Here is a 13,126-nt window from a genome sequence, read left to right as displayed (position 1 = left end):
CGGATTCCCGGGCGGCCTCGGATGCCGCGGGCGCGGCATCCGGATTTCGTCACATCTCGAGATTCCACAGATCTCGCGCGAAGGATTTCGGCGAGTGCATGCCAACGCTTAGGGTTTGTGACGCTGAGACCGGCCTCGCGGCCGGCACGACGACGTGGAGACCTATGAGCGAGCACCGTTACGCCATCATCGGCGCCGGACCCTCGGGGCTGGCAGCCGCGCGGGCGCTGCAGAAGGCGGGCATCGCCTTCGACGGCTACGAGGCATCCGCAGGCGTCGGCGGACTCTGGGACATCGAGAACCCGCGCTCGAGCATGTACGAGTCCGCGCACCTCATCTCGTCGCGGACGACGACGGAGTTCCGCGAGTTCCCGATGGATTCCAGGGCCGACTACCCCAGCCACCGCACCCTGCTCCGCTACTTCCGGGACTACGCCGACCACTTCGGCCTCACCACGCACTTCCGCTTCGGCACGCGGGTCACCTCGGTGGCGCGGGTCGAAGCCGGCGAGTGGATGCTGCGGGCCGAAGGACCGGACGGCGCCCTCGAAGAGCGCTACGACGGGGTGATCCTCGCGAACGGCACCCTCGCCGAGCCCCACATCCCGGCATTCCGCGGCGAGTTCACGGGCGAACTCCTCCACACCAGCGCCTACAAGACGGCCACGCAGCTCACCGGCAAGCGCGTGCTGATCGTCGGCGCCGGCAACTCCGGCTGCGACATCGCGGTCGACGCAGTGCATCACGCGGCATCCGTCGACATGAGCGTTCGACGCGGGTACTACTTCGTTCCCCGCTACCTGTTCGGCCGACCCTCCGACACGCTCAACCAGGGCAGGCCGCTCCCCGCGCCGATCAAGCAGTTCGTCGACAAGCGCGTGCTTCAGGCGTTCACCGGCGACCCGGTGCGCTTCGGATTCCCGCGGCCCGACTACAAGCTCTACGAGTCGCACCCGATCGTCAACACCCTGATCCTCAACCATCTCGGCCAGGGCGACCTGGGCATCCGTGCCGATATCGACAGGTTCGACGGGCGCACCGTGCACTTCCGCGACGGCTCGAGCGGCGAATACGACACCGTGCTGCTGGCCACCGGCTACTCGCTGGACTACCCGTTCGTCGACCGGAGCGAGCTCAACTGGACCGGCTGGTCGCCCACGCTCTATCTCAACGCCTTTCCGCCGTCCTTCCGCGGGCTCTACGTCACGGGCATGATCGAGGCCTCCGGCATCGGCTGGCAGGGCCGCTACGAGCAGGCGGAACTGATCGCCGAGTACCTCGCAGCGCTCGAGCACCACCCCGACCGCGCCGCCGCGTTCCGCGCGAAGGCGACCACCGAGCCATGGCCCGATCTGACCGGCGGCTACCGCTATCTGGGACTGGAGCGCATGTCGTATTACGTCAACAAGGACGCCTATCGCCGCGCTGTCCGCGACGCGACCGCGGGACTGCGCGCCGACGACTCCGCCGCGCCGCGCCGCGCCTTCGGCGGAGTCAGAAGACAGAAACCCGGCACGAAGCGAGCGCGCGCATGAACCCCGACGACATCGCACTCAACTTCAACCCCGGCACGCTCGTACTGTTGAACGTCGTCCTCGGACTCATCATGTTCGGGATCGCCCTGGACACCACTGTGGACGACTTCAAGGTCGTGGCGCGAAAGCCCAAGCCCTTCGTGATCGCGATCCTGGCGCAGCTGATCGTCCTGCCCGCAGTGACCTTCGCACTCACTCTGATCCTGCCCGTGACGCCCTCGATGGCTCTCGGCATGATCCTCGTCGCCTGCTGCCCACCCGGGAACATCTCGCAGGTGCTCACCCACCGCTCCGGTGGAAACGTCGCCCTGTCCGTGTCGATGACCGCGGTGTCGAACGTGATCTACATCTTCGTACTGCCCCTCTCGATCGCGTTCTGGGGGTCGCTGCACCCGACCGCTCGCACGCTGCTGGAGACAGTCGAACTCAATCCGTGGGCGATGCTGATCGACATCCTCCTCATCATCGGGCTTCCGTTCGCCGCCGGACTGCTCCTCCGCAATCGCTTCCCCGTCGTCGCCGGCAGGGTTCAGCCGTTCGTCAAGTGGTTCTCGCTGCTCGCGCTCGTCGGGTTCATCGTCGCCGCACTCGCCGGCAACTGGGAGTACTTCGTGGCGTTCCTCGGCATCATCGTGCTCGTCGTCACGATCCACGACGCCGTCGCCCTCGCGATCGGCTACAGCACAGCGGTGGTCGGAGGACTGGGCACGCGCGAGCGCAAGGCGATGACGTTCGAGGTCGGCATCCGAAACGCCGGCCTCGGGCTCGGGCTCGTCTTCACCTTCTTCGGCGGGCTCGGCGGCATGGCGATCGTCGCCGGCTGGTGGGGAATCTGGGACATCATCGCCGGCCTCGTCGTCGCCGCCCTGTGGGCACGGCATACGAAGAGGCGAACGGGCTCACCCAAGGCAGACGCGTCGCGCCATGCGCTGCGGGCAGCGGATGCCGCAGCATCCGGTTCGGCTGACTCGGCCAGGTCGGCCGGCGCCGCACGTCCCGAGGAGCCGGCCCCGTGAGCCGCATCCTGGTCACCGGTGGCGCCGGGTTCCTCGGCTCGCACGTCGCGGCGGCCCTCGTCGCCCATCCCGGCGTCGAGCTGGTCGTCGCGGGCGACGTGCGGCGGCCCGAGCATCCCGTCGACGGTGTCGTCTACGACGAATGCGACGTGACACGCCCCGACGGCCTCGTGCCGCTGCTGCGGCGCCACGCCATCGACGTCGTCGTGCACCTCGCCGCGATCGTGAACCCCGGCCGCGACCACGCCCTCGAGTACCGAGTCGACGTCGACGGCTCGCGCCACGTGCTCGAGGCCTGCATCGCGGCAGGCGTCCGGCGGATCGTCGTGTCGTCGTCCGGTGCCGCCTACGGCTACCATCCCGACAATCCGGACTGGCTGCGCGAGAGCGACCCGGTGCGCGGCAACGACGAGTTCCCGTATTCGAAGCACAAGCGGCTCGTCGAGCAGCTTCTCACCGGCTACCGGGCGGCGCACCCCGAGCTCGAACAGGTGGTGTTCCGCATCGGCACCATCCTCGGGCCCACGGTCAGCAATCAGATCACCGCGCTCTGGGACGGCCCCGCGCTGCTTGCCGTGCGCGGCGCGGACTCGCCGTTCGTCTTCGTCTGGGTGGATGACGTCGCGGCGGCGATGGCGCGCGCAGCCACCGACGGCCAGCCGGGGGTGTACAACGTGGCAGGCGACGGCAAGGTCACGGTGCGCGAGATCGCCCAGCGCCTGCGCAAACCGGTCGTGACGGTCCCGGCGGCAGTGCTCGGGTCGGCGCTCCGCGCAGGACGGGCGCTGCGCCTCACCGTCCACGGGCCAGAGCAGGTCGGCTTTCTCCGCTACCGCCCGGTGCTCGCGAACGACGCGCTCAAGCGCGACTTCGGATACACGCCCGAAAAGACCTCGGCGGAGGCATTCGAGGCCTACTTGTGCGCACACCCCGGCGTCGCCCGCGGCTGAGTCGCCCGGCATACCTGCGAAACTCCACGGAACCGGAGGGTTCCGTGGATCGAGGCACCGCCGACCCGGCGTTTCGCACCAGATTCGTGGAGTTTCGCGGATCCTCGTCCTGAGCCGGCTCCAGAGGGCAGCCTCGGGTCGAGTTCTCCCCAGAGGAGCGTTGGCGTCGCCGTGCCCTCGCGCCTGCGCGGTCCGATGGACATATGGCCACAGCCCAGACACACGACGCGGCGCGCCGCATATTGGCGACGACCTTCCTGAGCCTCACGGCGCTGGCCGAGCTGGGCCTCGGACGGCATCGGGTCCAGTGCCTGGTGGCGGACGGTGAGCTGCTACGGCTGCGCAACGGTCGGTACGTCCGGCGTGATCTGGACGCCGACCTGCTCGCCGCGGGACGACTCGGCGGAAGGCTCGACTGCGTGTCCCTGCTGTCGGCGCTCGGAGTCTTCGTTCGTCACAAGCCGGCCGGACTACACCTGCAGTTCACACCCGGGACGACGCGACTCCCTCCGCGACCCACGGGGGTGAAGGCGCACTGGCGCCACTCGACGCGGGAGCGCGCCGCGCTCGCGGCCGATCTGACCGAAGCGATGACGCAGGCCTGCCGTTGTCTGGCCGTGCGCGACGCCGTGGCGACACTTGACAGCGCCTGGCATCTCGGGCTCGTCGATGAGCCCGAGATCGCTGAGATCTTCGCCCGCCTTCCCCATCGTTACGGGTCGCTGCGGCAGCTGCTCGATCGTCGCAGCGAATCCGGGGCGGAGACTCTGATGCGATTGCTGCTGCGCGGACTCGGCTGCAGAGTCGATGTACAGGTCGAACTCGCAGGGGTTGGAAGGGTGGACTTCGTGGTCGACGGGTGGCTGATCGTCGAATGCGACAGCAAGGCCTTCCACGAAGGCTGGCCCGCGCAGAAGCGCGACCGCCGCCGCGATCTCGCAGCCGCAGCCCTGGGATATACCACCGTGCGCCCACTCGCCGAGGCCATCTACTACCGATATGACGAAGTGCTGGCCACGATGAAAGCGATAGTCGGGCGCCCTCGCCCGCAGAACTCCACCAGACTCGGCCGTGCAGAGCGCCGAAGCCCGGCATCCGGGCGTGTCAGCCGCTGACCCGTGGAGTTCTGCAGGCGAACCCGGCGACGCCCCTACTGCTCGAAGCCCTCGGCGACGAGATCGACGAGCTCTTCGCGCTCCTCGACCGGCAGGAACGAGCCTGCCGCGGCGTTGAGCTGGAATGCCTCGAGGTCGTCGAGTCCGTAGTCGAACGTCTCGGCCAGGAGCGCGAGCTCGCGCGTGAGCGATGTGCGGCTCATGGTGCGATTGTCGACGTTCACGGTGACAGAGAAGCCCAGCTGGTACAGCAGGTCGAACGGGTGGTCCTCGAGCGTCGTCCCCCAGGCCGCGATCGCGCCGGTCTGCAGGTTCGACGACGGCGAGAGCTCGAGCGGGATCTCGCGGTCGCGGACCCAGCGCGCGAGGTCGCCGAACTGCACGAGCACCTCTTCGCCCTCGCGCGAGACGACTTCGAGATCTTCGGCCAGCCGCACGCCGTGACCGAGACGCAGTGCCCGCCCGTCGATCAGCGCCGAGCGGATCGAGTCGAGTCCCGCCGCCTCGCCGGCGTGCACCGTGACGGGGAAGAACTCCGACGCCAGGTAGTCGAACGCGGCGCGATGGTTCGATGCGGGAAAACCGTCCTCGGGACCGGCGATATCGAATCCGACGGCGCCGCGCGCACGCCAGTCGACGGCGAGCTGAGCGATCTCGAGCGAACGGTCGGTGTGACGCATCGCGGTGATGAGCTGTCCGACGCGGATGTCGCGACCCGAGCGCTCCGCGGCGTCTTCGCCCTCTTCGATGCCCTCCTGCACGGCGGCGACGACCTCGTCGAGTGACAGCCCGCGTGCCAGGTGCTGCTCGGGCGCCCAGCGCACCTCTCCGTAGATGACCCCGTCGATCGCCAGGTCCTCGACGAACTCGCGGGCGACGCGCGTCAGTCCCGCACGCGTCTGCATGACGGCGGTGGTGAGATCGAACGTCTTGAGGTACTCGACGAGCGAGCCCGAATCGCTCTTCTCGGCGAACCAGTCCGCGAGGTCGTCGGCGTCGGTCTCGGGCACGTCGAGCCCGATCTCGTCGGCGAGCTCGATGATCGTCTGCGGCCGCAGCCCCCCGTCGAGATGGTCGTGCAGCGACACCTTGGGCAGGCTCCGGATCGATACGCCTTCGAGCATCGCGTCGCCGTGCTGGTCGATAGGCATGGGGTTCTCCTCGGGAGTTCGGGTTCGCTGGTGGAGGGAAGAGTCGGATGCTTCGACAGACGCTGTTTCGACGGGCTCAGCGGGACTGCACCAGCCTAGGCGGTGATGCGTTCCAGGACGAGCGGGGTGCGCTCCGGGGCGTCCGAGCCGATCTCCCAGGCGCCTGCGACGGCGTCGAGCGCGCGGTCGAACCTCGACGCATCCTGCCCGAGCAAGGTGAACAGCGGCTGACCGGGCACGACGACATCACCCGGCTTGACGTGCAGATCGATCCCCGCTGCGTGCAGGACCGGATCTTGCGCCCGCGCCCGCCCCGCGCCCAAGCGCCAAGCGGCGATGCCGAACGGCAGCGCCTCGAGGCGGGTGACGAATCCGGCGTCGGTCGCGGTCACCGTGTGGGTCTCGTTCGGCGACGGGAGCGCGGCATCCGGATCGCCGTCCTGCGCGCGTATCATCGCGCGCCAGGTGTCCATCGCCCGGCCGTCTCGAAGCGCGGCCTCGACGTCGGCCTCGGGCTGCCCCGCCAGCGCGAGCATCTCTCGCGCGAGGGCGAGGGTGAGCTCGACGATGTCGGCGGGACCGCCGCCGGCGAGCACTTCGACGGATTCGCGCACCTCGTTCGCGTTGCCGATCGCGAGCCCGAGGGGCGTGTTCATGTCGGTGAGAAGAGCGGTTGTCGCGACACCGGAGTCGGTGCCCAGCGCGACCATCGCGCGGGCGAGCTCGCGCGCTCGATCCACGTCGCGCATGAACGCACCCGAGCCGAACTTGACGTCGAGCACGAGGGAGTCGGTGCCCTCGGCGATCTTCTTCGACATGATGCTCGACGCGATGAGCGGGATCGCCTCGACCGTACCCGTGACGTCGCGCAGCGCGTAGAGCTTCTTGTCGGCCGGGGCGAGCCCTGACCCGGCGGCGCAGATGACGGCGCCCACGTCGGCGAGCTGGGCGAACATCTCGTCGTTCGACAGAGCGGCGCGCCATCCTGGGATCGCTTCGAGCTTGTCGAGGGTGCCCCCGGTGTGACCGAGGCCTCGCCCCGAAAGCTGCGGCACGGCGACGCCGAACGACGCGACGAGCGGCGCGAGCGGGAGCGTGATCTTGTCGCCGACCCCGCCGGTCGAGTGCTTGTCGACGGTGGGCTTGCCGAGGCTCGCGAAGCTCATTCGCTCGCCCGACGCGATCATCGCGTCGGTCATGACGCGGACCTCGTCGCGCTCCATGCCGTTGAGCAGCACCGCCATCGCGAACGCCGCCATCTGAGAGTCCGCGACGTAGCCGCGGGTGTAGGCATCGATCATCCAGCGCAGCGCGTCCTCGGGGACCGCTCCCCCGTCGCGCTTCGTGCGGATCACGTCGACGGCGTCGAATGCTTCGACGCCGTCGACGGCCGTGCGCTCGGTCACCGTGCCGCCCCCTCGAGATCGCGCGGTCCGAATGCGTCGGGCAGCACTTCGTCGATCGTGCGGATGCCCGACACCGTCTCGAGCAGCATGCCCGGGATCGCGAACTCGTACAGCAGCTGACGGCAGCGACCGCAGGGCATGATGGTGTCGCCGTGGCCATTGACGCAGACGAACGCGACCAGATTGCCGCCGCCCGACATCTGCAGCTCGCTCACGAGGCCGCATTCTGCGCAGAGGCCCACGCCGTAGGACGCGTTCTCGACGTTGCAGCCGGTCACGATGCGCCCATCGGTCACGAGCGCCGCGGCGCCCACCTTGTAGCGGGAGTACGGAGCATAGGCGCGCTGCATGGCGTCGGTCGCGGCCGCCCGCAGCTCATCCCAGTCGATGTCGGTCATGAGCGGCCATCCTTCGGGTCGGTATCAAGAGGGTCGGATGCTCGCCATGCGATCCACGCACGGCCGCGCGTCGCGCGGAGCTGCGGAGCGCGCGGGTCCACGCCTCGGAATCCGTCGGCCGAGCGGCGAACAGCAGGCACCGGTCACCCCTTTATGTAAGGTTTGCCGTCGGCGGCGGGAGCCCGCGATTTTCCGACGACTCCGGCGACGACGAAGATCGTCACGAGGTACGGGAGCATGAGCATGAACTCGCTCGGCACCGGCGAGCCGATGACGCTGAGCGTGTTCTGCAGGTTGGAGGCGAAGCCGAACAGCAAGGCAGCGAGCGTCGCCTTGATCGGATCCCACTGACCGAAGATGACGGCCGCCAGTGCGATGAAGCCGGCGCCCGCGGTCATCTCCTTGTTGAAGGCGATGCCGTTGCCGATCGTGAACACCGTGCCGCCGAGGCCCGCGATGGCTCCGGCGAGCAGCACGTTCCAGAACCGCGTGGCGTTGACCTTGATGCCGACGGTGTCGGCTGCCTGCGGGTGCTCGCCGACGGCGCGCAGACGCAGGCCCCAGCGCGTGTGGAACATGCCCACGTACACCAGCGCGACGGCCACGTACATGATGTAGACGATGATCGTCTGGCGGAACAGCACCGGCCCGAGCACCGGGATGTCGCTGAGCAGCGGGATCGGGATCCGGTCGAACCGCACCGGTGTATTGAGGGTCGCGGCGTTCGGCTGGAGCACCTGCGAGAACAGGAAGCCGGTCAGACCGGTCACCAGGACGTTGAGGACCACGCCGACGATCACCTGGTCGACGAGGTACTTGATCGCGAACGCCGCGAGCACCGCGGCCACGAGCATGCCGGCGAACATCGCCGCGAGGAGCCCGAGGATGGGCTGCTGGGTGAGGGACGACACCACGGCAGCCGTGAACGCCCCCGCGAGCAGCTGGCCCTCGATCGCGATGTTGACGACGCCCGCTCGTTCGCCGATGACCCCGCCCAGTGCGCCGTAGATCAACGGGACGGCGAGGGCGATGGAACCCGCGAGGAGTCCGGGCACCGGAATGGTCGCGCCCGAGGCCGCCCAGGTGAGGAAGCCGACCACGAAGATCACGATGTAGACGATCACGATCCACAGCGGTGATCGTCCGACGGCGCGCACGAAGTACGCGGACGCCGCAGCGAGGAGGACGAGCAGCGCGAAGCACACCCATGCCGTGGCCATGACCGGCACGGTGAGGTCGGGAAGCTGGATCGCATCGGCCTGCGTGGAGAGGCGGAACGTCGTGACGCCGTTTCGCGGTGAGGCGAGCAACAGGATGCCGAACAGGACCGTGAAGATGCCGAGCGCGACCGGCGCCTTCCAGCTGCGGAGGATCGCCTTCTCGGCCGTGACGGGAGTCTCGGGCATGAGGCCGGCGGTGGCGACGTGCGGCACGCTCACTTGGCGACCCCCTCGAGCTCGGCTTCGGCGGCGACCTCGGCCTTGAGCGCCTTCTTGCGCGCCTTCTCAGCGCGGCGGCGGTCTCGTTCGGGCGAGGGCAGGAAGAAGATCGTGCGCACCAGCGGCGGGGCCGCGATGAACAGCACGATGAGCGACTGCACGACCGTCACGATCTCGATCGGGATCTGCTGGCCCGCCTGCATCGCGAATCCGCCGGCCTTGAACGCGCCGAACAGGATGCCCGCCGCGAACGTTCCCCACGGTGTCGAACGGCCGAGCAGCGCGACGGTGATCGCATCGAAGCCGATGCCGGCGTCGATGCCGGCCGTGAAGCCGGTCGTGATCGTCCCGAGCACCTGGTTGACACCGGCCAAGCCGATCAATGCGCCCGAGATCAGCATCCCGTACACGTACATGTTCTTGACGTTGATGCCCGCCACACGCGCCGCATGGGGGTTCTCGCCGACGGCGCGGAACTGGAAGCCGAGGTTGGAACGGCTGAGGATCCACCACACCAGCACCGTCGCGCCGATCACCAGCACGAAGCCGAAGTGCAGGTTGTACTGCGGCCCCAGCAGATCGAAGAAGATCGCGGTCTCTTTCATCGCGGGCGTCTTCGGGTTGCTGGAACCGGGTGCCTGCAGGAGGCCCGGAGTGCGCAGCATCCATGAGATGAGGTAGAACGCGACGTAGTTCAGCATGATCGTCACGATCACTTCGTGCGCGCCGGTGCGGGCTTTGAGCAGCCCCGCGATGCCGGCCCAGATGGCCCCCGCCGCCAGCCCCGCGATGAGGGCGACGATCATGTGGATGCCCCACGGCAGATCCAGCGAGAAGGCGACCCAGCCTGCTGCGGCCGATGCCATGAGCATCTGACCGCGCCCGCCGATGTTGAACATGCCGATGCGGAACGCGAGCGCGACGCCGAGCCCGGCTGCGATCAGCGGGGTCGCGAAGGTGAGCGTCTCGGTGAGCGGGCGGATGCCGCGCTCGAAGCTCACGGCGTTGAAGTTGTAGATCGAGCCCTGGAACAGCGCGACGTACGCGCCGGAGACCGACTGCCACACCGCGACGAGCGTGTCGCCCGGCCGGGCGAAGAAGTATCCGGACGCCGCCTGGACGTCCTCGTCGGTGAACGCGATCATGATGCCGCCGACGAGGAGTGCGAGCACGACGGCCAGCACCGAGATGATCGCGTTGCCCTGAGTGATCCTCAGGAACGTGTCGTGCCATTTCGAGGGCTGCTGCGTCTCGGGTGCAGCGGGCGCGGATGCCGATGCCGTGCTCATGCGGCGGCCCCTTCCGAGTCGGGAGTCACGCCGGCCATCATCAGGCCGAGCACGTCGCGCGGAGTGTCGCCGGGCACGATGCCGACGATCCTGCCGCGGTACATCACCATGATCCGGTCGGCGAGTGCGGTGACCTCGTCGAGTTCGGTCGAGACGACGACGACCGGAATGCCGGCATCGCGCGTCGCGACGATCCGTTTGTGGATGAACTCGATCGACCCGACATCGACGCCGCGAGTGGGCTGGGCGGCCACGAACAGCGCCAGGTCGCGGCTCAGCTCGCGGGCGAGCACGACCTTCTGCTGGTTGCCGCCGGAGAGGGACTGCACGGGCGTGTCGATTCCCGGGGCCCGCACGTCGAACTCGGCGAACTTCTCTTTCGCGAACTCTTCGAGATAGCGGCGCTGGACGTTGCCGGCCTTGACGAACGGTGCACCGTTCGCCCGGTCGAGCATGAGGTTCTCCGCGATCGTGAAGGCGCCGACGAGACCGTCCTCGTTGCGATCCTCGGGCACGAAGCCGACCCCCTCGTCGAGGATGCGGCGGACGCTGCGGCCGACGAGCTGCTCGCCGTTGAGGGTGGCGGATCCGCGCACCTGCACCTGCAGGCCCAGGAGGGCCTCGGTGAGCTCGGTCTGTCCGTTGCCCTGCACTCCTGCGATCGCGAGCACCTCGCCGCCGCGGACGGCGAAGCTCACGTCGTTGACGACGATCTGGCCGATGACGTCGATGACGGAGAGACCCTCGACGACGAGGGAGCGGTCCGTGAGCTGAGGCGCGTTCTTGTGGACCGTGAGCTCTACCGCCCGGCCCACCATCATCGACGCCAGCTCCGCGTTGGACGCGGTGGGCGATGCTTCGCCGACGACCTTGCCCAGACGGATGACCGTGATGCGGTCCGCGACCTCACGGACCTCCCGCAGTTTGTGGGTGATGAAGACGATCGAGGCGCCCGTCTCTTTGAGCTGGCGCATGATGACCATCAGCTCGTCGGTCTCTTGCGGCGTGAGCACGGCGGTCGGCTCGTCGAACACGAGCACCCTCGCGTCGCGCGAGAGCGCCTTGATGATCTCGACGCGCTGCTGTACGCCGACGGGGAGGTCCTCGACCACCGCATCGGGATCGACATCGAAACCGAATCGCGCCGAGATCTCGCGGACCCGCGCCCGCGCCGCCTCGAGATCCAGGATGCCGCCCAGCTTCGTCGCCTCGTGGCCGAGCATGACGTTCTCGGCGACGGTGAAGACGGGGACGAGCATGAAGTGCTGATGCACCATGCCGATCCCGGCACGCATCGCATCTCCGGGGCCCTGGAAGTTCTGGACCTTCTCGTCGAGGAGGATCACTCCGTCATCCGCCTGGTACAGGCCGTAGAGCACGTTCATGAGCGTCGACTTGCCTGCTCCGTTCTCGCCGAGCAGGCAGTGGATCTCGCCTGGTTCGACCACCAGGTCGATGTGGTCGTTGGCGACGAGACTGCCGAACCGCTTTGTGATGCCGCGGAGTTCCAGCTTCATGGTGCCGATCCTAGTGAGCGGGGTGCGTCAAAGGTGAGGATTCCGCGCGGTTCGGGCCGCGCAGACGACTGTGGGGAGGCCGGCATGCCGGCCTCCCCACAGGCGTGATGGATCAGCCCGCGAGGTACGAGGTGACCGGGATCGAGCCGTCGATGATGCCGGCCTGGATCGTGTCGAGCTCGCCCTGCAGATCCGGCGAGACGAGGTCCTCGAAGTCGTGGAACGGTGCGAGTCCCACGCCCTCGTTCTCGAGGGTGCCGACGAACGGGGTCGCGTCGAACTCGCCCTGACCGGCGGCCGTGACGGCCTCTTCGACACCCACGTCGATCAGCTTGCGGATCGAGGTGAGCAGCAGATCGGCGACGCTCGGGTCGGTTTCAAACACGTCCGCGTCGACACCGATGAGGGCGATGTCGCGGCCCGAGTCACGGATGACCGATGCGGCGCTCTGGTAGATGGGCCCGCCGACCGGCAGGAGCACATCGACACCCTGGTCGACGATTCCCTGTGCGGCGTTGATGGCGTCCTGGTTGGCCGCGAAGCCGCCGGTGAAGACACCGTCGGTGCCGTCCCAGCCGATCACCTCGACGGTGTCGCCCTTCTCGGAGTTCCAGTACTCGACGCCCTGCTTGAAGCCGTCCATGAAGATCGAGACGGTCGGGAAGTTCTGGCCGCCGAAGGTGCCGACCTTCTTGGCCGTGGAGAACGACGCGGACGCGTAGCCCGCGAGGAAGGCGGCCTGGGCGGTGTCGAAGACGATGGGCTTGATGTTCGGGGCGTCGGTCTCGCCGTCGAAGTCGGTGTCGACGACGTCATCGATCGAGACGAACTCGACCTCGGGGTTCGCCAGTGCAGCCTCGGAGGTGGCCGCGGCGAGAGCGAAGCCGACCGACACGATCAGGGTGCAGCCCTGGTCGAGGAGGCTCGTGATGTTCGGCGCGTAGTCCGACTCGGAGCTGGACTGGACCGTGATGGGCTCGACGTCCAGCGTCGCGGCCGCGGCCTCGAGGCCCTCGAAGCCGAGCTGGTTGAACGACTTGTCGTCGAACCCGCCCTCATCCGAGACCATGCAGGGAAGGAAACCCTCGACAGCGCCGCCGGCGTCGTCGGTGGGTTCGGTCTCGTCGGGCGCAGACGCGCAACCGGCCAGGGCGACGAACAGGCTCGCTGCAACGAGGCTCCCCAGCACTCGCTTGCGGGTGGTAATGGTGCTCAAGACAGCCTCCCATGAACAAGCCCGCGGACATCGCGGGCGCTGAGAAGAAGTTACCTACTGTGACGCCCCACTTGCGCTATGGAAGAACGCCATC

Annotated in this window: 11 protein-coding genes; 4 read left to right on the top strand and 7 right to left on the bottom strand. The window is 68.2% G+C overall.

Annotation, left to right across the window (positions count from 1 at the left end; all coding sequences use genetic code 11):
- Positions 1-164: 164 nt before the first annotated feature.
- From KEC57_RS14365 to KEC57_RS14350, 4 genes are all read left to right on the top strand, one after another.
- Positions 165-1,535, top strand: coding sequence for a flavin-containing monooxygenase (locus tag KEC57_RS14365; protein WP_229385342.1), 1,371 nt, complete (start codon positions 165-167; stop codon positions 1,533-1,535).
- Positions 1,532-2,551 carry a bile acid:sodium symporter family protein gene (locus KEC57_RS14360; protein ID WP_229385341.1) on the top strand — a complete coding sequence of 340 codons (1,020 nt, stop codon included), beginning with the start codon at positions 1,532-1,534 and terminating at the stop codon, positions 2,549-2,551. The genes KEC57_RS14365 and KEC57_RS14360 overlap by 4 nt, the downstream gene beginning before the upstream one ends.
- The gene (locus KEC57_RS14355; protein WP_229385339.1) at positions 2,548-3,501 is read left to right on the top strand and encodes an SDR family oxidoreductase; all 954 of its coding nucleotides are present in this window, start codon (positions 2,548-2,550) and stop codon (positions 3,499-3,501) included. Before KEC57_RS14360 ends, KEC57_RS14355 begins: the two co-directional genes overlap by 4 nt.
- A gap of 203 nt (positions 3,502-3,704) precedes the next feature.
- Complete coding sequence (locus KEC57_RS14350) at positions 3,705-4,616, top strand: putative endonuclease domain-containing protein (protein ID WP_229385338.1); 912 nt, start codon at positions 3,705-3,707, stop codon at positions 4,614-4,616.
- 35 nt (positions 4,617-4,651) lie between these two features.
- On the opposite strand, the gene KEC57_RS14345 is transcribed toward KEC57_RS14350, so the two are convergent.
- From KEC57_RS14345 to KEC57_RS14315, 7 genes are all read right to left on the bottom strand, one after another.
- Complete coding sequence (locus KEC57_RS14345) at positions 4,652-5,767, bottom strand: adenosine deaminase (protein ID WP_229385336.1); 1,116 nt, start codon at positions 5,765-5,767, stop codon at positions 4,652-4,654.
- A 95-nt stretch (positions 5,768-5,862) separates the two neighbouring features.
- Entirely contained in the window at positions 5,863-7,173 is a 1,311-nt protein-coding gene (locus tag KEC57_RS14340) for a thymidine phosphorylase (protein WP_229385334.1), read from the bottom strand.
- Complete coding sequence (locus tag KEC57_RS14335; RefSeq protein ID WP_229385333.1) at positions 7,170-7,571, bottom strand: cytidine deaminase; 402 nt, start codon at positions 7,569-7,571, stop codon at positions 7,170-7,172. Before KEC57_RS14335 ends, KEC57_RS14340 begins: the two co-directional genes overlap by 4 nt.
- Positions 7,572-7,714: 143 nt before the next feature.
- Complete coding sequence (locus KEC57_RS14330; RefSeq protein WP_229385551.1) at positions 7,715-8,977, bottom strand: ABC transporter permease; 1,263 nt, start codon at positions 8,975-8,977, stop codon at positions 7,715-7,717.
- A gap of 29 nt (positions 8,978-9,006) precedes the next feature.
- Positions 9,007-10,299, bottom strand: a complete 1,293-nt coding sequence (locus KEC57_RS14325; RefSeq protein ID WP_229385332.1) for an ABC transporter permease — start codon at positions 10,297-10,299, stop codon at positions 9,007-9,009.
- The gene (locus tag KEC57_RS14320) at positions 10,296-11,816 is read right to left on the bottom strand and encodes an ABC transporter ATP-binding protein (RefSeq protein WP_229385331.1); all 1,521 of its coding nucleotides are present in this window, start codon (positions 11,814-11,816) and stop codon (positions 10,296-10,298) included. Before KEC57_RS14320 ends, KEC57_RS14325 begins: the two co-directional genes overlap by 4 nt.
- 112 nt (positions 11,817-11,928) lie before the next feature.
- Positions 11,929-13,032: a BMP family lipoprotein gene (locus tag KEC57_RS14315; protein WP_229385329.1), complete on the bottom strand. Its 1,104-nt coding sequence runs from the start codon at positions 13,030-13,032 to the stop codon at positions 11,929-11,931.
- Positions 13,033-13,126: the final 94 nt, after the last annotated feature.

This window comes from Microbacterium allomyrinae (assembly GCF_020682705.1).
In the GTDB taxonomy this organism is placed as follows: Bacteria; Actinomycetota; Actinomycetes; order Actinomycetales; family Microbacteriaceae; genus Microbacterium; species Microbacterium allomyrinae.
Note: the sequence above shows the minus strand (reverse complement) of the source record. Positions and strands in the feature narration are given on the sequence as shown.

Coding starts and splice junctions, on each gene's coding strand:
- KEC57_RS14365 (WP_229385342.1), top strand. CDS start 165: ATGAGCGAGCACCGTTACGCCATCATCGGCGCCGGACCCTCGGGGCTG.
- KEC57_RS14360 (WP_229385341.1), top strand. CDS start 1,532: ATGAACCCCGACGACATCGCACTCAACTTCAACCCCGGCACGCTCGTA.
- KEC57_RS14350 (WP_229385338.1), top strand. CDS start 3,705: ATGGCCACAGCCCAGACACACGACGCGGCGCGCCGCATATTGGCGACG.
- KEC57_RS14345 (WP_229385336.1), bottom strand. CDS start 5,767: ATGCCTATCGACCAGCACGGCGACGCGATGCTCGAAGGCGTATCGATC.
- KEC57_RS14335 (WP_229385333.1), bottom strand. CDS start 7,571: ATGACCGACATCGACTGGGATGAGCTGCGGGCGGCCGCGACCGACGCC.
- KEC57_RS14330 (WP_229385551.1), bottom strand. CDS start 8,977: ATGCCCGAGACTCCCGTCACGGCCGAGAAGGCGATCCTCCGCAGCTGG.
- KEC57_RS14325 (WP_229385332.1), bottom strand. CDS start 10,299: ATGAGCACGGCATCGGCATCCGCGCCCGCTGCACCCGAGACGCAGCAG.
- KEC57_RS14320 (WP_229385331.1), bottom strand. CDS start 11,816: ATGAAGCTGGAACTCCGCGGCATCACAAAGCGGTTCGGCAGTCTCGTC.